Annotated in this window: 17 protein-coding genes and 2 tRNA genes; 18 read left to right on the top strand and 1 reads right to left on the bottom strand. The window is 72.3% G+C overall.

All coding sequences use genetic code 11. The features are described from left to right. The first annotated feature begins 9 nt into the window (after positions 1-9). The 7 genes from rpmA to ABZX96_RS12195 all read left to right on the top strand — a co-directional run bounded on the left by rpmA (position 10) and on the right by ABZX96_RS12195 (position 8,395). Positions 10-267, top strand: a complete 258-nt coding sequence (gene rpmA, locus ABZX96_RS12165; protein ID WP_355542031.1) for a 50S ribosomal protein L27 — start codon at positions 10-12, stop codon at positions 265-267. A 231-nt stretch (positions 268-498) separates the two neighbouring features. After that, entirely contained in the window at positions 499-1,935 is a 1,437-nt protein-coding gene (gene obgE, locus ABZX96_RS12170; RefSeq protein ID WP_355542034.1) for a GTPase ObgE, read from the top strand. Positions 1,936-2,536: 601 nt separating this feature from the next. Then, positions 2,537-3,655 (top strand): glutamate 5-kinase, encoded by a 1,119-nt coding sequence (gene proB / locus ABZX96_RS12175; protein WP_355542036.1) that lies wholly within the window; start codon positions 2,537-2,539, stop codon positions 3,653-3,655. A 263-nt stretch (positions 3,656-3,918) separates the two neighbouring features. Then, the gene (locus ABZX96_RS12180) at positions 3,919-4,416 is read left to right on the top strand and encodes a hypothetical protein (RefSeq protein ID WP_355542039.1); all 498 of its coding nucleotides are present in this window, start codon (positions 3,919-3,921) and stop codon (positions 4,414-4,416) included. Positions 4,417-4,511: 95 nt separating this feature from the next. Then, the gene (locus ABZX96_RS12185; RefSeq protein ID WP_355542042.1) at positions 4,512-5,783 is read left to right on the top strand and encodes a glutamate-5-semialdehyde dehydrogenase; all 1,272 of its coding nucleotides are present in this window, start codon (positions 4,512-4,514) and stop codon (positions 5,781-5,783) included. A gap of 298 nt (positions 5,784-6,081) precedes the next feature. Further along, a complete protein-coding gene (locus ABZX96_RS12190; protein WP_355542045.1) occupies positions 6,082-6,693 on the top strand; it encodes a hypothetical protein in 612 nt (203 codons plus the stop codon). Between the two features lie 403 nt (positions 6,694-7,096). Beyond that, positions 7,097-8,395: a hypothetical protein gene (locus ABZX96_RS12195; protein ID WP_355542048.1), complete on the top strand. Its 1,299-nt coding sequence runs from the start codon at positions 7,097-7,099 to the stop codon at positions 8,393-8,395. On the opposite strand, the gene ABZX96_RS12200 is transcribed toward ABZX96_RS12195, so the two are convergent. After that, on the bottom strand, positions 8,358-9,452 hold the full coding sequence (locus ABZX96_RS12200; protein WP_355542051.1) for a M48 family metallopeptidase: 1,095 nt from the start codon (positions 9,450-9,452) through the stop codon (positions 8,358-8,360). The two genes, ABZX96_RS12195 and ABZX96_RS12200, sit on opposite strands and share 38 nt — an antisense overlap. A gap of 134 nt (positions 9,453-9,586) precedes the next feature. Between ABZX96_RS12200 and ABZX96_RS12205 the strand changes: the two genes are divergently transcribed. The 11 genes from ABZX96_RS12205 (at position 9,587) to phsA (ending at position 17,826) form a co-directional block, all read left to right on the top strand. Then, complete coding sequence (locus tag ABZX96_RS12205; RefSeq protein WP_355542054.1) at positions 9,587-9,850, top strand: hypothetical protein; 264 nt, start codon at positions 9,587-9,589, stop codon at positions 9,848-9,850. Between the two features lie 254 nt (positions 9,851-10,104). Then, positions 10,105-10,314 carry a hypothetical protein gene (locus ABZX96_RS12210; protein ID WP_355542166.1) on the top strand — a complete coding sequence of 70 codons (210 nt, stop codon included), beginning with the start codon at positions 10,105-10,107 and terminating at the stop codon, positions 10,312-10,314. Between the two features lie 52 nt (positions 10,315-10,366). Continuing rightward, positions 10,367-11,005: a nicotinate-nucleotide adenylyltransferase gene (nadD, locus tag ABZX96_RS12215; RefSeq protein ID WP_355542057.1), complete on the top strand. Its 639-nt coding sequence runs from the start codon at positions 10,367-10,369 to the stop codon at positions 11,003-11,005. A 91-nt stretch (positions 11,006-11,096) separates the two neighbouring features. Beyond that, positions 11,097-13,088, top strand: a complete 1,992-nt coding sequence (locus ABZX96_RS12220; RefSeq protein ID WP_355542060.1) for an LCP family protein — start codon at positions 11,097-11,099, stop codon at positions 13,086-13,088. 327 nt (positions 13,089-13,415) lie between these two features. Beyond that, positions 13,416-13,850: a ribosome silencing factor gene (gene rsfS, locus ABZX96_RS12225; protein ID WP_355542063.1), complete on the top strand. Its 435-nt coding sequence runs from the start codon at positions 13,416-13,418 to the stop codon at positions 13,848-13,850. Further along, positions 13,847-14,500 carry a histidine phosphatase family protein gene (locus ABZX96_RS12230; RefSeq protein ID WP_355542149.1) on the top strand — a complete coding sequence of 218 codons (654 nt, stop codon included), beginning with the start codon at positions 13,847-13,849 and terminating at the stop codon, positions 14,498-14,500. Before rsfS ends, ABZX96_RS12230 begins: the two co-directional genes overlap by 4 nt. A gap of 278 nt (positions 14,501-14,778) precedes the next feature. Beyond that, positions 14,779-14,851, top strand: a tRNA-Ala gene (locus ABZX96_RS12235). Between the two features lie 200 nt (positions 14,852-15,051). Continuing rightward, positions 15,052-15,124 (top strand) — tRNA-Ala (locus ABZX96_RS12240). Positions 15,125-15,339: 215 nt separating this feature from the next. Beyond that, positions 15,340-15,594 (top strand): hypothetical protein, encoded by a 255-nt coding sequence (locus ABZX96_RS12245; RefSeq protein ID WP_355542066.1) that lies wholly within the window; start codon positions 15,340-15,342, stop codon positions 15,592-15,594. Positions 15,595-15,597: 3 nt separating this feature from the next. Then, a complete protein-coding gene (locus ABZX96_RS12250; protein ID WP_355542068.1) occupies positions 15,598-15,831 on the top strand; it encodes a hypothetical protein in 234 nt (77 codons plus the stop codon). A 246-nt stretch (positions 15,832-16,077) separates the two neighbouring features. Beyond that, positions 16,078-17,826: an O-aminophenol oxidase PhsA gene (gene phsA, locus ABZX96_RS12255; protein ID WP_355542152.1), complete on the top strand. Its 1,749-nt coding sequence runs from the start codon at positions 16,078-16,080 to the stop codon at positions 17,824-17,826. Positions 17,827-17,863: the final 37 nt, after the last annotated feature.

Consider the following 17,863-nt stretch of genomic DNA (forward strand, 5'->3'; position numbering starts at 1 on the left):
TGAGGAGACATGGCACACAAGAAGGGCGCATCGTCCACTCGGAACGGTCGCGACTCCAACGCTCAGCGGCTCGGCGTGAAGCGCTTCGGCGGTCAGGTCGTCAACGCCGGTGAGATCCTGGTCCGCCAGCGCGGCACCCACTTCCACCCGGGCTCGGGCGTCGGTCGCGGTGGCGACGACACCCTGTTCGCGCTGTCCGCGGGTGCGGTGCAGTTCGGCACCCACCGTGGTCGCAAGGTCGTGAACATCGTCCCGGTCGCTGAGTAATCAGCCGCACCGCGCGATAGCAACACCACTCCGAGGGCGGACCGCCTTTTCCCGTGCGAACGGGAAGGCTGGTTCGCCCTCGGGCGTTAGTAGAGACATACCCGTACGGAGACCCGCGCCGCCCGTCGGCGCCCGGCCGCGTCCGGCGCTCGGAGCGCCCCGCTGCCCGGGACGGCCCTCCGTACCGAGAAGTACCGCACGATTTCCGTACGTATCTGGAGGCACCTCACCATGACCACCTTCGTGGACCGCGTCGAGCTGCACGTCGCCGCGGGTAACGGAGGCCACGGCTGTGCCTCCGTCCTGCGGGAGAAGTTCAAGCCGCTGGGCGGCCCGGACGGCGGCAACGGCGGCCGGGGCGGCGACGTCATCCTCGTCGTCGACCAGGACGTCACCACGCTGCTGGACTACCACCACCACCCGCACCGCAAGGCCACCAACGGCCAGCCGGGCGCGGGCGACAACCGCGAGGGCAAGAACGGCAAGGACCTGATCCTGCCGGTCCCGGACGGCACGGTCGTCCTGGACACCAACGGCGAGGTGCTGGCCGACCTCGTGGGTCAGGGCACCACCTTCATCGCGGGTCGCGGCGGACGCGGTGGCCTGGGCAACGCGGCGCTGGCCTCCGCCCGCCGCAAGGCGCCCGGCTTCGCGCTGCTGGGCGAGCCCGGCGAGACGCGGGACGTGGTCCTGGAGCTGAAGACCGTCGCGGACGTGGCGCTGGTCGGTTACCCGAGCGCGGGCAAGTCCTCGCTGATCTCGGTGCTCTCGGCCGCCAAGCCGAAGATCGCCGACTACCCGTTCACGACCCTCGTGCCCAACCTCGGTGTGGTCACGGCCGGCTCGACGGTCTACACGATCGCCGACGTGCCGGGCCTGATTCCGGGGGCCAGCCAGGGCAAGGGCCTGGGGCTGGAGTTCCTGCGGCACGTCGAGCGCTGCGAGGTGCTCGTCCACGTCCTGGACACCGCGACGCTGGAGTCCGACCGCGACCCGGTCTCCGACCTCGACGTCATCGAGGCGGAGCTCGCGCAGTACGGCGGCCTGGAGGACCGGCCGCGGGTGGTCGTGCTCAACAAGATCGACATTCCGGACGGCAAGGACCTCGCCGACATGATCCGCCCCGACCTGGAGGAGCGCGGCTACCGCGTCTTCGAGGTGTCGGCGGTCTCGCGGACGGGCCTGAAGGAGCTCTCCTACGCGCTGGCCGGCATCGTCGCCGAGGCGCGCGCCGCCAAGCCCGTCCAGGAGGCGACGCGCATCGTCATCCGGCCCAAGGCCGTGGACGACTCCGGCTTCACGGTGACGCGCGAGGACGACGGCCTCTTCCGCGTCCGCGGCGAGAAGCCCGAGCGCTGGATCCGGCAGACCGACTTCAACAACGACGAGGCCGTCGGCTACCTCGCGGACCGGCTCAACCGCCTCGGCATCGAGGACGCCCTCCTCAAGAAGGGCGCGCGGGCCGGTGACGGCGTGGCCATCGGCTCGGAGGACGACGCCGTGGTCTTCGACTGGGAGCCGACGATGTCGGCCGGTGCCGAGATGCTGGGCCGACGCGGTGAGGACCACCGCTTCGACGCGCCGCGCCCGGCCGCGCAGCGCCGTCGCGATCGCGACGCGGAGCGGGACGAGGTGGAGCGGGAGTACGACGGGTTCGAGCCGTTCTGAGGCGGGGCGGGAGCGGTTCCGGGGGCTTGAGGGCTTTGGGTTCCCCGAGGGCGTGAAGCGCTGAGGAGTGAGGTCCCGGTGGGTGGTCGTGAAGATCGCCTGCCGGGGCTTTCCCGTAGAGGGGCCGGTTGCCGCGTCTCCTACGCCCATTCGTCCGCCGTCCGGATCTCGTTTGCTTGGGTGGTCGCGCCTTGTCTTTGTACGGGGTGCGGTCTGTCGGCGGGTGCGGTCCGGTGGTCTGTACGCCTTTTGTTTGTACGGGGTCGGGGCCGCCCCGGGGTACCTCCTCGCGGCAGTTGCGCCTCCCCGACGCGATGTAGGTCACCGGCCGCCGCGCCCCAGTCCGCTGCGGGGGCACCCCGGGACGTCCCCTTCCGTCGGTTTGGCGGCTGATCGCCGGTGGGGGTTTCCGTGTTTCAGGCGGACGAGATCCGGGCGGAGTACGGATGAGGCGTACGTCGCGGCGACCGTCCACCCACCGATATCCCCGGCGTCCGGCTGGTCGGCTGCCGTAGATTTGCGCCTTGTACGAATCCGTCCGTACGAATTCGCCGGAGCGCCGGCCCGTACGGGGGGCCAGGCGAGAACAGGGGTTACGCAGGTGGCAGGCACAAGGCAGGACGTGACGGACGCCCGCAGGATCGTGGTCAAGGTCGGGTCCTCGTCGCTGACCACGGCGAGCGGTGGCCTGGACGCGGACCGGGTGGACGCGCTGGTGGACGCGCTCGCCAAGCACCAGGACAAGGAGATCGTGCTGGTCTCCTCCGGAGCCATCGCGGCCGGGCTGGCGCCTCTGGGGCTGGACCGGCGTCCCCGCGACCTGGCCCGGCAGCAGGCTGCCGCCAGCGTCGGCCAGGGGCTGCTGGTGGCCCGTTACACCGCGTCCTTCGCGCGGTACGGCCGCCGGGTCGGGCAGGTCCTGCTCACCACCGACGACACCAGCCGCCGCGCCCACTACCGCAACGCCTACCGGACGCTCGACCAGCTCCTCGCCATGGGCGCCGTGCCGATCGTCAACGAGAACGACACCGTCGCCACCGACGAGATCCGCTTCGGCGACAACGACCGGCTGGCGGCGCTCGTCGCCCACCTGGTCCGGGCCGACCTGCTGGTGCTGCTGTCGGACGTGGACGGGCTCTACGACGGCGACCCGTCCCGGCCGGGCACCTCGCGCATCGATCTGGTGCGGGGGGACCAGGACCTGGAAGGCGTCTCCATCGGCAGTGCGGGCCGGGCCGGGGTCGGTACCGGAGGCATGGTGACGAAGGTCGAGGCGGCCCGGATCGCCGCCGCGGCCGGCATCCCCGTCGTCCTCACCTCCGCTGTGCACGCCGCCGAGGCGCTGGCCGGGGGCCCCACCGGCACCCACTTCCTGCGCACCGGCCGCCGCAGCTCGGACCGGCTGCTCTGGCTTGCGCACGCCTCCACCCCCCAGGGCGCGCTGGTCCTGGACGACGGGGCGGTACGGGCGGTCGTCGAGGGTCATTCCTCGCTGCTGCCCGCGGGGATCGCCGCCGTGGACGGGGAGTTCAGCGCGGGGGACCCCGTGGAGCTGCGGGACACCGAGGGGCGCGCGGTGGCGCGCGGGCTGGTCAACTTCGACGCCCGGGAGATCCCCCGTTTGATCGGCCGTTCGACCCGGGACCTGGCACGCGAACTGGGCCCGGCGTACGAGCGCGAGGTCGTGCACCGTGACGATCTGGTCGTACTGCACCACTGACGATCGGCACCTCGGGTAAATACCGCAGAAGACGGAAGAGGAGCGTTCGGGGAGCAGCCTTTCAACGGGGACCTTCGCGAAAACACCCCCGCGACGGCCCTCGGGCTGGTCAACTTTGTTGCGGGGACGCCGTCCGGTGAGCGGCGTCCGCGGCGCGTGAGCGCGTGCCGCGTCCGAGGAACCGAAGGAACTGGCCGAGGAAACACCGCACCAATCGGCTCCGCCTCCGGGCGAGCGGAGCCACGCGAACAGGGAGGCCGCCGGTGAGACGAGGGCGCCCAGGGGCACCGCCCCGAGGAACGGCGGAGCGCACGCTGACCAGCGTCGGGACCGGCGGCGAAGCCGGCCGGGCGCGGCGCGAGGACGGCGCGGGGCGAGGCGCCACGCCCCGGGACCAGGCGGTCGCGGACCGGCGGGACGTCTCCCGCCTGTGGCACGTCACCCTGAACGTCTCCGGGGCCGAGGCCCCGTTGCAGGAGGTGCGGCGGGCACTGGAACAGCTCGCCCACGACCACCCCTTCCTGCTGACCAGCCGCTACGCCAACGACCACGCCGAGATCCGCTACTGGGAAGAGGCGCGCGACCTCCACGACGCCGCGGCGGTCGCCCTCCGGCTCTGGGGCGAGCACCGCTCCTCCGCCCGGCTCCCTCCGTGGGAGATCGTCGGCCTGGAGGTCATCGACCGGGAGACCTACCACCAGCGCGTCGCCGAGGGGTACGGACCGCCGCCCGCGTCGCCGGTCGGGGTGCATCCGTACTGAGGGGCGTCCTGTGTGGCCGGTGGGCTGCCCCCGGGGCCGTCCCGCTGAGTGGAATGGAGTCCGTCCTCCGGCGACCGCCCGGTTAGGCTGCGGCCATGACCAGCAGCGCATCCAACGCCTCGCCCGTCCTTGAGACCGCCCGCCGCGCCCGGGAGGCAGCGGCCGTGCTCGCGCCACAGCCGCGTACCGTCCGTGACGGCGCGCTGCTCGCCATCGCCGACGCGCTGGTGGCCCGTACGGAGGAGATCGTCGCCGCCAACGCCGAGGACGTCGCCAAGGCGCGGGCCGCCGGAACGAGCGAGTCGGTCGTGGACCGGCTGACGCTCACGCCGGAGCGGGTCGCGGCGATCGCCGCGGACGTGCGCCACGTGGTGGCGCTGCCCGACCCGGTGGGCGAGGTGGTCCGCGGCTCGACGCTGCCCAACGGGCTCGACCTGCGGCAGGTCCGGGTGCCGTTCGGCGTCGTCGGGATCATCTACGAGGCGCGGCCGAACGTGACGGTGGACGCCGCGGCGCTGTGCCTGAAGTCGGGCAACGCGGTGCTGCTGCGCGGTTCCTCGTCCGCGTACGCCTCCAACAGCGCGCTGGTGGCGGTGCTGCGGGACGCGGTGTCCGGCGCCGGGCTGCCCGCCGACGTCGTCCAGCTCGTGCCCGGCGAGAGCCGCGACTCGGTGCGCGAGCTGATGCGGGCCCGCGGCCTGGTCGACGTGCTGATCCCGCGGGGCGGCGCCGCCCTGATCCGTACGGTGGTGGAGGAGTCCACGGTCCCGGTGATCGAGACCGGCACCGGCAACTGCCACGTGTACGTGGACGAGGCCGCCGACCTCGACATGGCCGTGGACATCCTGATCAACTCCAAGGCGCAGCGCCCGAGTGTGTGCAACGCGGCCGAAACGGTTCTGGTGCACGCGGGGATCGCGGACGCCTTCCTGCCGCGCGCCTTGGAGGCGCTGACCCAGGCGGGTGTGGTGGTGCACGGCGACGCGGCGTGGCAGAAGGCGGGACCCGGCCTGGTCGCGCCGGCCACGGACGAGGACTGGGCGACGGAGTACCTGTCGTACGACATCGCGGCGGCCGTGGTGCCCGACCTGGACGCGGCGGTGGCGCACATCCGCCGCTGGTCCTCCGGCCACACCGAGGCGATCGTCACCACCTCGCAGGCCGCGGCCCGCCGGTTCACGCAGCTCGTGGACTCCACGACGGTGGCGGTCAACGCCTCCACCCGCTTCACGGACGGCAGCCAGTTCGGCTTCGGCGCGGAGATCGGCATCTCGACGCAGAAGCTGCACGCCCGCGGCCCGATGGGGCTGCCGGAGCTGACGTCCACCAAGTACATCGTCACGGGGGACGGGCACACCCGGGGCTGATCGGGAAATCGTTCCCGGGGGAGCGGCGGATGACGGGGGACGGGCATGGCTGGAGTCGACCGGCGGGCCGCGTTCTGGGGTCGGGGGACGGTACGCGCGGAGTCGGCCGGAAAGCCGTCCCCGGAGCCGCCGGACGACGCGGGCGGGTATGCCCGGAGCCGACAGGTGATCCGCACTCCCGGACCGGCGGACGAAACGGAAACCGGCTGGTCGCGGCGGAGGCGGGCGCTCCGCCGCGGCCGGTGCCGAATTCCCTTTCCGCCTGCCCAATTTGACCGTTCGGGGCTAACCTGGACAGGTGCCGGACGACATGGGGGGAAGGCCGTTCCCGGACGGTGAAGGGCCTGATGAGCGCGATCTCGGTCACCACGGGGAAGCGGACGACGCGTTCGACTCCGTGGTCTTCGACGAGGACTTCGTACGGTCCGCGCCGTGCCATGAACCCACCGCGATGGAGCGGATGTTGGCGGCGGCGCGCGCACGCGCCGAGGCCGACGCGGCCCGTCTCCGCTCCGGCTACGTGCCCGACCCGGAGGCGGAGGGCACGCCCGATCCGGCCACCGCGTCCGGCAGGTCGTTCGGGCCCGACGCGGCGGGAGCACAGGGGCCGGGTGAGGAGTACCCCGGCTACCAGGCGTACGGGCCCTACGGGCAGCCGCACGCCTACCGGGGGAGTCTGCGCTGGCACCGGCCGGTGGCCTGGGTGCTCGCCGTCCTGATGGGCATCGGCATGGTCGCGCTGGCGTTCAGCGCCGTCTACCGCGGCGCCTCGGGGCGGTCCCATGCCCCGGTGATGCCTCCGGCCTCCAGTGGCGTCGAGGGGGCGCAGCCGGTCCGGCCGGGTGTGCTGCCGTCGGCGTCGGCCGATTCGGCGCCGCCGTCGGCCCCCGCCACCCCGCGCGCACACTGACAGGGGTGGCGCGTGTGTGAGCCGGCGCGCTTGTTGGTGGGACGCGTGTGCGCCGGGGCGTGCCTGTATGCCGCGCGCTTGTACCGGTCTCCGAGCGCGGGTACCGTCCCGGTCGGCGCCCCCGGTGGCGGTCGGTGGCCCGCGGTCTGGGCTGGGTGAACGCAAGTTCTTCGGGGGCCGCGCCGGGCATGTGCCCTGCGGGGACTGACCGGACCGGGCGTGTACGGACCACATGGCGACCAGGTTTGACCGTGCCCGGAAGGCGGCCGTGGAGCGTGGGGTCCGGCCTTCGGGGCGGGCGCGGTGGGGGCTGTTCGGAGGCTGGGTGGTTCCGGGGCAACCCGTCAGAAGTTGTCGTGTACCGGGGCGTTTACCTTGGCCTCGTCAGACCTACTCTTGTTGTATGGCCGGGCCTGGCGACCCTCCCGAAGGGGCCCCCGAGGGTCCCGCGGGCGGAGGAGAGGACGAATACCGATCCGTCGTTTTCGACGAATCGTTCATACGGGCTGCGCGTTTGCAGGAGTACTCGGCGCGGGAGCGCATGGGCGAGCACGCGCGCGCCGTCCGCACCCGGCACGCCTGGTCGCGGCACAGCGGCTCCCGGCAGGCCGTCCTGCTGGTCATGCTGATCGCCCTCGCCTTCGGCACCGCCATCTACCTGGGGGTACGCCATCCGTACAAGGCGCCGGAGCCACTGCGGGCGGAGCAGTTGCGGTCCACGATCGTGCCGCTGGCGCCCCGCGACGCGGTGCCGGGCGCCGGACCGGCGGACCTGTTCACGCACAGCCCGGCGGCGCAGTTCCGGATCGGGGCGGCGGGCATCAACCTTCCCGCCGTCGACCGGACCGACCACTTCTCCGACGGGCAGATCGTCACGGCGCTGAGCATCGTCAAGGACTACCTCGTCCGCTCCTCCATCGACCCGGCCACGCTGACGGGCGGGTCCGTGCGCCCCGTGCGGCTGCTGCTGGACGTGGGCCAACTCGACCAGTTCGACCGGAGTGTGGAGCGTCCGGCCGACGACGGGCGGCACGCCGCGACCGGCTGGCTGGTCCGCTTCGACCCGGCGCGGGTGGAACTGGCGGACCCGGGCGTCCGGGTGGACGGCGCGCTGAGCGTGGCCGAGACCAACGCCGACACGCTGGAGATCGCCGCGGACTACACCTTCGTCTACGCCGTCCGGGCGGTCGCCGACGGCACCCGTGCGGCGCGCGGCGCGGACGACGGGAGCGACGACGGCGCGGTGGAAGAGGCATCCGGGGCGTCCGCCACGCGGACGACGGCCCTGGGGACGGCCACCGCCTCGCCCGTGGCCACCCTCTCGTCCACCGCCGGCACCTCGCCCGCGAGCAGCGTCGCCGCGTCGGCCGCCACCACCCTGCCGACGGCGGGGGAGCGCGCCGACCGAACCGGCGCCCGCCCGGCCTCGCTGTTCACCGTCCGGCGCCAACTGCGCTTCCGCGTGGACCGCGACGGCCTCACCGACCACCGCCTCCAGGTGGTGCTGAGCAACCTCCAGGCCGGGCCGCTGGCCTGCTCCCCCTCACCGGCCCGCGAGCTGCGACCCCTGCTCGCGGGCCAGCGCGCCGGCCACGACGGGCCGGCCGGGACCGACCCGTACGCACACGGCCGGGCGAACACCGCGCTGTGCGGGGTGATGGCGGCTAGCGCCCAGCCGAGCCCTCGTCATCCGGTCCGTTAGTGCCGTTGCTGCCGCCGCCGTTCGGCCGGCCGGTGCGGAAGACCGTGTCGCGGAGCTTGCCGCCCAGGTCGCCGGCGCCGCCGGCTATGTCGCGCACCAGGCCCATGAGCGGGTCCTTGCTGGTGCGCACCGACTCGGCGTAGTGCGCGGCGGACTCCCGGAAGGAGTCGGAGACCGAGGTGTCCTTGTCCTCCGAGCGGCGCGGGTAGTGGCCGTCCATGATCCGCTGGTAGTCGCGGCCGGAGGCCCACTTCTTCAGCTCGGCGGCCCGCACGGTGGTGAACGGGTGGCTGCGCGGCAGGACGTTGAGGATCTTCAGGACGGAGTCGCGGAGGTCGCCGCCGGACTCGTACTCCTCGGCCTGCTTGAGGAAGGCGTCCACGTTCATCTCGTGGAGGTGGTTGCCGCCCGCGAGCTTCATCAGGCCGCGCATGGAGGCCCGCAGGTCCTGGCCGACCAGGAGACCGGCGCGGTCCGCGGACAGCTCCGACTTGCGGAACCACTCGCGCAGCGCGGTCACTATGGCCATCACCGCGACGTTGCCCAGCGGAATCCAGGCGATCTTGAGCGCGAGGTTGGTGAGGAACAGCAATATCGTGCGGTAGACCGCGTGCCCGGACAGCGCGTGGCCCACCTCGTGGCCGATGACCGCGCGCATCTCCTCCTCGTCGAGCAACTCGACCAGGCCCGTGGAGACGACGATGATCGGCTCGTCCAGGCCGATGCACATCGCGTTCGGCTGCGGGTCCTGATTGACGTACATCGGCGGGACCTTCTCCAGATCCAGGATGTAACAGGCGTCCCGCAGCATGTCGTTGAGGTGGGCGAACTGCTGGTCGCTGACCCGGACCGAGTCCGACAGGAACAGCAGCCGCAGGCTGCGCTCCGGCAACAGGCCGCTGAGCGCCTTGAAGACGGTGTCGAACCCGCTCAGCTTGCGGAGCGCCACCAGCGCCGAACGGTCCGCCGGGTGTTCGTACGCGCGGGAAGAGATGCCCGGGAACCGCGTGCGGTCCCGGCTCGGTACGTGCTCGCTGCCGCCTGGGTTCTCCGTCATGGTGGGGCCTCCCCCTCGTCGACTGCGGATGTTCAGACTAGAGGACGCCACTGACAGGCGAATGGATGCGCGGGCGTAGGCTGGCCAGCACACCAATGCCCGTACAACCCCGTACAAAAGGGAGCACAGGAGCCATGCTGGACACGAGCGCGCTGCTCATCGCCGCGCAGCAGACGTCGCAGAACGACGGCCCCGGCTGGCTGCTGCGGACCGTGCTCATCGTCGGGGTGCTGGGCGCGGTGTTCCTCGCCTGGGTCCTGCTGCGCGGGTACGGCGACGGCAAGGACGACGGGACGAGCGGTGCCTCCGGTTCCGGCTCGGCCGGGTCCTCCTCCGCGGCCGGGGGCGCCTCCGGGAACGGCGGTGCTTCCGCCGGCGGAGCCGGTCGGCGGGGCTGATCGGGACTTCGGCCGCGAGGGGGCGGCTACGGGGCGACGTGGGGCCCGTCCGGGTGTGCCCTCGTCCGCCTGCCTGATGGTCCTGGAGACGCGGGCCTGACGGCCTTCGGGGCACCGGGCCCGGCGGCCCTGGAGACACCGGCCTGACGGCCCTGCGGGCGCGGGCCGGGCGGACCCGCCGGGCCGCCGTACGGCTTGCGGTGGGGGCCGGGGGTGGAGTCGGCGTGAGGTTCCCGGGGCCGCACGCTTACGATGTGGCGGAAGTCTCTGCCCGCATCCAGCCCGGATTGGTCTCGCCGACGATGAGCCTGCACACCACCGCCCAGCACCTGGTCTCCCTCGCCGAAGCCGGAAAGGGGGGCGGCGGCCACGAGAGCCTGAGCCCGTACGTCACCGGCGGTGGCGCCCTGATCGCGCTGCTCCTGCTGCTGTGGATCACCACCCGCTTCAACCGGGACCGCTGACAGCGGGCACCCGGCGCCCGGCAGCGCGCGGCGCCCAGTAGGGTCTGCACGCATGGAAGAGCAGACAGGGCCGGTGAAGCGGCGGCTCGGGGTGATGGGCGGAACGTTCGACCCGATCCATCACGGACACCTGGTCGCCGCCAGCGAGGTCGCGAGCCAGTTCCACCTGGACGAGGTCATCTTCGTGCCGACGGGACAGCCGTGGCAGAAGAGCCACAAGAAGGTGTCCCCGGCCGAGGACCGGTACCTGATGACGGTCATCGCGACCGCGTCCAATCCGCAGTTCTCCGTCAGCCGCATCGACATCGACCGCGGCGGCAAGACGTACACGATAGACACCCTCAAGGACCTGCGGGCCCTGCACCGGGACGCGGACCTTTTCTTCATCACCGGTGCCGACGCGCTGTCCCAGATCCTGACCTGGCACGACGCGCAGGAGCTGGTCTCCCTCGCGCATTTCATCGGCGTGACCCGGCCCGGGCACGTCCTCGCCGACCCCGGGCTCCCCGAGGGCGGCGTCTCGCTGGTCGAGGTGCCGGCGCTCGCCATCTCCTCGACCGACTGCCGGGCGCGCGTCGCCCAGGGGGAGCCCGTCTGGTACCTGGTGCCGGACGGAGTGGTGCGCTACATCGACAAGCGTGAGCTCTACCGCGACGGTGGGTCCGACCGGGAAGAGCGCGACCGGCGCTGACGGCGACCGCCGGCGGCGACCGCTGGCGGCGGGCAGTGGTCGCGGTGCCGACGAGCCCGTGCCCGCCGCCGGACCGACGGAAGGGACACCGGTGAACGATCGACACGACCCGTACGCGCCGCAGGACCCGTACGCCCACGATCAGCACGGGCAGCAGGGCCACGCCTACGACGCCTACGGGCAGCCGGTGTACCACCAGGACGCGCCGCAGCAGCCGCCGTACGACCCCTATGGGCAGCAGGCCGCCTACGACCCTTACGGCGGGCAGCCGACCGCGGGCGCGTACGACCCGTACGGCGGGCAGCACGGCGGCGCTCCGGGGCAGGACGCCCACCAGGACTACGCCCAGCAGGCCGGGTACCCGGCCACGGGCGGCCAGGACGCCCAGACGCCCCCGCACGATCCGTACGCCCAGCAGGGGTACGGCTACGACCCGTACGGCGGGGATCAGCAGGGCTACCAGCAGACCGCGTACCACCAGGGCCAGTACGGGCACGAGGGCTACGGACAAGGGGGCCAAGCGGGCCAAGGGAGCCAGGAGGGCTACGAACAGGCCGGGTACGGGCAGCAGGACGCCTTCTCCGCCCCCTACGACGCGTCGTACGCCCAGCCCGGGGGGTTGCCCGACGCGATGGCGAACGCGGCGCCCCAGCAGGCGCCCCAGCAGGTGTCCCCCCTGGAGGCCGGTCCCGAGGCACCCCCCGCGGCACCGCCTTCCGAAGAGGAGCGGGACCCGGGGAACGGGCTGAACGCTCCGCGAGAGGGGAAGGGCCGTCGGCGCCGCCGGGCGGCCCCGCCGTCTTCCGAGGCACCCTCCCCGGATTCCCCGGACGCCTCCGCCGCCCCTGATTACCGCACCGAGCAGTTCTCCTTCATCAAGGAGCCGGCCGAGGACTCCGAGGACGTCATCGACTGGCTGAAGTTCACCGAGAGCCGTACCGAGCGCCGCGAGGAGGCCAAACGCCGCGGGCGCAGCCGCCTGGTCGTGCTGTGCGTGGTGGTGGCGCTCCTGGTGGTGGGCGGCGTCGGCTTCCTGGTGTTCGGCGGGTCGGACGGGGACGAGGACGCCTCCGGGGGCGCGGGGCAGAAGCGGGACGTCCTGGTGGTGCACCTCCGGGACACCAAGAGCGGCAACAGCGCGACGGCGCTCCTGGTGGACAACGAGTCCACCCACAAGGGCACCACCGTCCTGCTGCCCAACAACCTGGTCGTGGCCAAGGAAGACGGCGGCACCACCACCCTCGGGAAGTCGGTGAAGGAAGAGGGCACCGGGCCCACCCGCGAGGCCCTGAACACGCTGCTCGGCGCCAACATGAAGGCCACCTGGCGGCTGGACACCCCGTACCTGGAGAACCTGGTCGAGACGGTCGGCGGCATCACCGTGGACGCCGACACCACCGTCCCCGCCGTCAAGAAGGACGGTCCGCCCGCCGTCGAACAGGGGCAGGGGCGGGAGCTCAACGGCCAGGCGGCCGTCGCGTACGCCACCTACCAGGCGAAGGGCGAGCCGCAGACCAAGCAGCTGACGCGCTTCGGCCAGGTCATGCAGGCCACCCTGAAGAAGGTCTCCAGCGATCCCGACGGCGCCACGGCCACCGTGAAGTCGCTGTTCCAGGTGCTGGAGGCGCCGCTCACCGAGGGGCAACTGGGCAGTTCGCTGGCCCAGCGCGCGAAGCTCGTCAAGGAGGGCGCGTACGCGACCACGCTCCTGGCGGTGCAGCCGGACGGCACGGTCGGCCGGGAGGCGGCGCAGAGCGTCATCAAGGACGTCCTCGGCGGCACCGTCAAGAAGGCCGACGCCGGGGCCACTCCCCGCGTCAGCGTGCAGAACGCCACCGGCAAGAAGGACGCGGCGGGCCGGGCCCAGGCCGCGCTGATCAACGGCGGGTACACCTACGTCGACGGCGGCGGCGCCCCGAAGGAGCGGGACACCTCCGAGGTGACCTACGGGGACGCGGCGCAGAGGGCGCGGGCCGAAGAGGTCGCCAAGACGCTCGGCCTCCCCGCCGGCGCCGTCAAGCAGGACGAGGGCGCCCCGAACGCCGACGTCACGGTGGTCCTGGGCAAGGACTACCGGGGCTGACGAGGACGGCGACGGCCCCGGCGGGCAGCCGGTGCCGCCCGGCCGACGGGGCCGATGGAGAGGGCGACGGCCGGCCGCCCGAGGTCCGGAGGGTCCGGTGGCCGGCCAAGGCCCCGCAGGCCCGGCCCCCGAGGCCGGTCCCGGCCCGCGCGGAGGCGGCCCGGAGCGGCGGCTCCCCGGCAGGGGAAGGCCGGGCGGAAAGCCAGGTGGGAGTGTCGGCGGTCCGTGAGACCCTTGGTGGGTACCTGACCGCCGACCCGTCCGCGGTCCGTGGGGCCCGCCCCGCGGCGCCGGACGGGGAGGCTCCCTCGACCCGGAAGACCGCTTGTGACCGCCACCGACCGCTCCATCGAGCTCATCAACGCCGCCGCCCAGGCCGCCGCCGACAAGCTCGCGCACGACATCATCGCGTACGACGTCAGCGACGTCCTCTCGATCACCGACGCCTTCCTGCTGGCCTCGGCGCCCAACGACCGCCAGGTCAAGTCGATCGTCGACGAGATCGAGGAGCGGCTCAACAAGGACCTGGGCGCCAAGCCGGTGCGCCGCGAGGGCGACCGCGAGGCCCGCTGGGTGCTGCTCGACTACGTCGACATCGTCGTCCACGTCCAGCACAGCGAGGAGCGCGTGTTCTACGCCCTTGAGCGCCTGTGGAAGGACTGCCCCGAGCTGGACCTCCCCGAGGACGCCAAGGCGACCCGCGGCAAGGCGGACGAGCACGCCCGGGCGGCGGCGGCCGAGCAGGACGGAGAGCTGCTCTGAACGGCACCAAGGGCGGCCGGGGCCGCCGCATAGTCCTGTGGCGGCACGGCCAGACCGCCTGGAACCTGGAGCGCCGCTTCCAGGGCTCCACGGACATCGAGCTGGACGCCACGGGCGTGGCGCAGGCGCGCCGCGCGGCCCGGCTGCTGGCCGCCCTCAAGCCGGACGCGATCATCGCCTCCGACCTGAAGCGGGCCGCCGCCACGGCCGGCGAGCTGTCCGCCGTCACCGGCCTCGACGTGACCCACGAGGAGGCGCTGCGCGAGACGTACGCGGGCGCCTGGCAGGGCCTGACCCACGAGGAGATCATCGAGCGGTACGGGGAGGAGTACGCCGCCTGGAAGCGCGGCGAGCCCGTGCGGCGCGGCGGTGGCGAACTGGAGAGCGAGGTGGCCGACCGCGCGGCGCCGGTGGTCGAGCGCGCCGCCGACAAGCTGCCGGACGGCGGGACGCTCGTCGTCGTCAGCCACGGCGGCACGATCCGTACGACCATCGGGCGGCTGCTGGGCCTGGAGTCCCACCACTGGGAGGGGCTGGGCGGCCTGTCGAACTGCTGCTGGTCCGTCCTGGGCGAGGGCGCCCGCGGCTGGCGCCTGCTGGAGCACAACGCCGGCACGCTGCCGGAGCCGGTGCTCGGCGACGACGACTGACCACGGCGTGGCGACGGTCGACGGGGCACCGTTCGGACGGGCCTGCAAAGGCTGCTGGTTGTTGGGCGCGCTGCGGGGCCCGTCGTCCGTACGGGCGGGCCGGTAAGGCGCCGAGGAGCCCGCGCCGGCACGGGCCCGCAGGGCTTGCCGAGGGCGCGCCGCGCGGTCCGTCGCGCGGAGCCGGCCGGGCCGGATTTCACATCCGGCCAGGTCACAGGCTAAAGTTCTTCTTGTTCGAGGCGCTGCCGGGAAGACCGGCGGGGCCGAGGACGAGACCTGGGGCTATAGCTCAGTTGGTAGAGCGCCTGCATGGCATGCAGGAGGTCAGGAGTTCAATTCTCCTTAGCTCCACAGCCCGGAAGATCCCGTCTCCCTCACAGGGGGCGGGGTCTTTCGCTATTCCGGTACGGGTGTGTCCGTCACGCCCTTCGGTCCGTTCCGTCCCCCGGCCCCGCCCTTCCCGTCCGTTTTCGCATTCGGGCAGGTCGCGGGTTAGAGTTCTCTTGTTCGAGGCGCTGCCGGGAAGACCGGTGGGGCCGAGAGCGAGACCTGGGGCTATAGCTCAGTTGGTAGAGCGCCTGCATGGCATGCAGGAGGTCAGGAGTTCAATTCTCCTTAGCTCCACAGCCCGGAAGATCCCGTCTCCCTCACAGGGGGCGGGGTCTTTCGCTATTCCGGTACGGGTGCGCCCGTCACGCCCTTCGGTCCGTTCCGTCCCCCGGCCCCGTCCTCCGCGTTCCGGAATGCGGCACTCGGTTCGGTTCGTGCGCGGGCGGGACTGACCGGGCCGCAGGTACGTGGCAGAATCGGACGGCGCCGCCAGGGGAGGAGAGATCGCGATGCCCATGAGCATCTTCGGGGAGGTCCACGGCCTGCCCGACGCTTCCGCGGCGCATCCGGGCGATCACCTTCAGTCCCGGCCCTCCCGCCTCATTGGCGCCTTTTCCGCGGGCGAGACCGGCGGGCCCTCCGACGGCGCGCGCGGTGTCACCCTCCAGTGCCCCTCGTGCGGCTCGGCCCACGTGGCGCAGGTCCTGGGCGACAACGGCGGCATTTCCTTCGTCTGCACGGCCTGCGGCCACAGCTGGAGCTGAGCGATGGGCGCCCACAGCAGGAAGTGCGACTGGTGCGGCAGCGGCACCCCGATCGTCCGCGACATGGAACCGCTCAACCCCGACTACCAGTACTGGTGCGAGGAGTGCGCGCGGGCGCTGATCATAAAAGGCGACCCCATCGAGACGTACCGGGAACTCGACGGCGAACCGATCTACGGGCGGCTGCTGGACGAGCACTGCACGCTGAAGCGCTTCTATTCCTTCGCCACCGCCTGACCAGCGCTCCTCACAGACCCGTCGGAAATCTGTCCGTACGAGGCAACCCCCCACGATGCACGGGGCGTTGTAGAGAGTGAGAGCTGCCGCCGGAAACGGCCGGCGGCACGGGGGAAGCGACACGGGGGTCGCACGTTGTCCGACACGACACTCAATCCTGTCCAGACCATTTCGTCATCCGACGGTTTAGACGCGAGCCCGGCGGCAGCCACCGCCGAGGCGCCCAAGAGGGAAGCCGTCGCCGAACTGACGCCGTTCATCGACGCGCTGCGCGTCCCGCCCACCCTGCGGCCCGGCCGCAAAGAGGCGCTGCGCGGCATAGAGATCAACCTCACCGCCACCTGGGTGCGGCTGCACTCGCAGCTCCCGCCCACCAAAGTGTGGGCCTACGAGGGGCTCTTCCCGGGGCCGACCATCGAGGTGCGCCGCCGGCAGCGGCTGCGCGTCTCCTGGGTGAACCGCCTCAGCGGGCGGTTCCCCGTGACGGCGGTCGAGGTGAAGGCCGACGGCAACGAGCCCACGCCGCCCACCGACGTACCGGGCCGCAAGAACAGCACGCCGGTCGAGGGCGTGGACCAGCTCCCGGCCTGGTGCGTCACCCATGTGCACGGCGCCCTCACCGGGGGCGGCAACGACGGCTGGTCGGAGAACGGCGTCGCGCCCGGAGACGCCCAGCTGTCGGAGTACCCGAACGACCACCGCGCGACGTCCTGGTGGTACCACGACCACGCGATGGACATCACGCGCTGGAACGTCTTCGCCGGTCTGGCCGGGATGTACCTCATCCGGGACGACGAGGAGGACGCGCTGCGCCTCCCGAGTGGGGAGCGGGAGATCCCGCTCGTCATCCAGGACCGCAACTTCGACACCGACGAGGACGGCCGGCTCACGGGGCGGCTGCTCCACAAGACGCTCATCGTCGACAAGGACAGCAACGGCGGCAACGTCACGCGGCCCTTCACGGGGCCGTACACGCTCGTGAACGGCACGATCTGGCCGTACGCGAACGTGGACGCGCGCTGGTACCGCTTCCGGCTGCTGAACGCCGCGAACGCCCGCACGTTCGAACTGCGCCTGGTGGACGACGAGACGGGCAAGCCGGTCACGGGGGCGGTGTACCAGATCGGTTCGGACGGCGGGCTGCTGCCGCGGCCGGTGCCGTCCGACGCCGGGCTGTCGCTGGCCCCGGCCGAGCGGATGGACGTACTGGTCGACTTCGGGAAGCTGCGCGGCCGTACGCTCCGCCTGGTCAACACCGATCCCACGGCGACGTACCCGCAGGTCATGCAGTTCCGCGTGGGGACGGGGCCGGTCCGCGACCCGTTCGTGCTGCCCGAGGTGCTCTCGTCCTTCGAGCGGCTCACGCACGACACGGCGCCCCAGCACGAGCACCGGCTGATCGTCCTCACCCCGCCCGGACCGGTCGGCAACGGCCACCCGGAGATGTGGGAGACGCGTGAGATCAAGCCCGACGGCCTCACGTTCCCGGCCGAGGGGATCATCCAGGTCACGGGCGCCGACGGGAAGACGCGGACGTACCAGCGCACGGCCCGGATGTTCGACGACACCCTGGGGCACCTCGTCAAGCTCGGCGACTGGGAGCAGTGGAGCTTCCTGAACCTGGGCGGGCCGATGCACCCGATGCACATCCACCTCGTCGACTTCCAGGTCCTCAGCCGGGACCTCTATCCGACCGGCGACAAGAGCCCGTACGACAACCGCGTCGGCGGCACGAGCAAGCCGCTGGCGTTCCTCGGCCGGGCGCCGATAGCGCCGGGGGACCAGGGCTGGAAGGACGTCATTCAGGTGCCCGCGGGCCAGATGGTCAACGTGATCGCGCAGTTCCAGGGCGCGCGGGGGCGGTTCATGTACCACTGTCACCTGCTGGAACACGAGGACATGGGCATGATGCGGCCCTTCGTCGTCATGCCGCCGGAGGTGCTGAGGTTCCATCACCACACGCCGGGCGGCGGCCACGGGCACGACGGGCACTGAGCCCGCGCCTGTGGAGTGCACCGGTCCCCGGGTGTGC

It is taken from the genome of Streptomyces sp. NPDC003077, assembly GCF_040611095.1.
GTDB lineage: Bacteria > Actinomycetota > Actinomycetes > Streptomycetales > Streptomycetaceae > Streptomyces.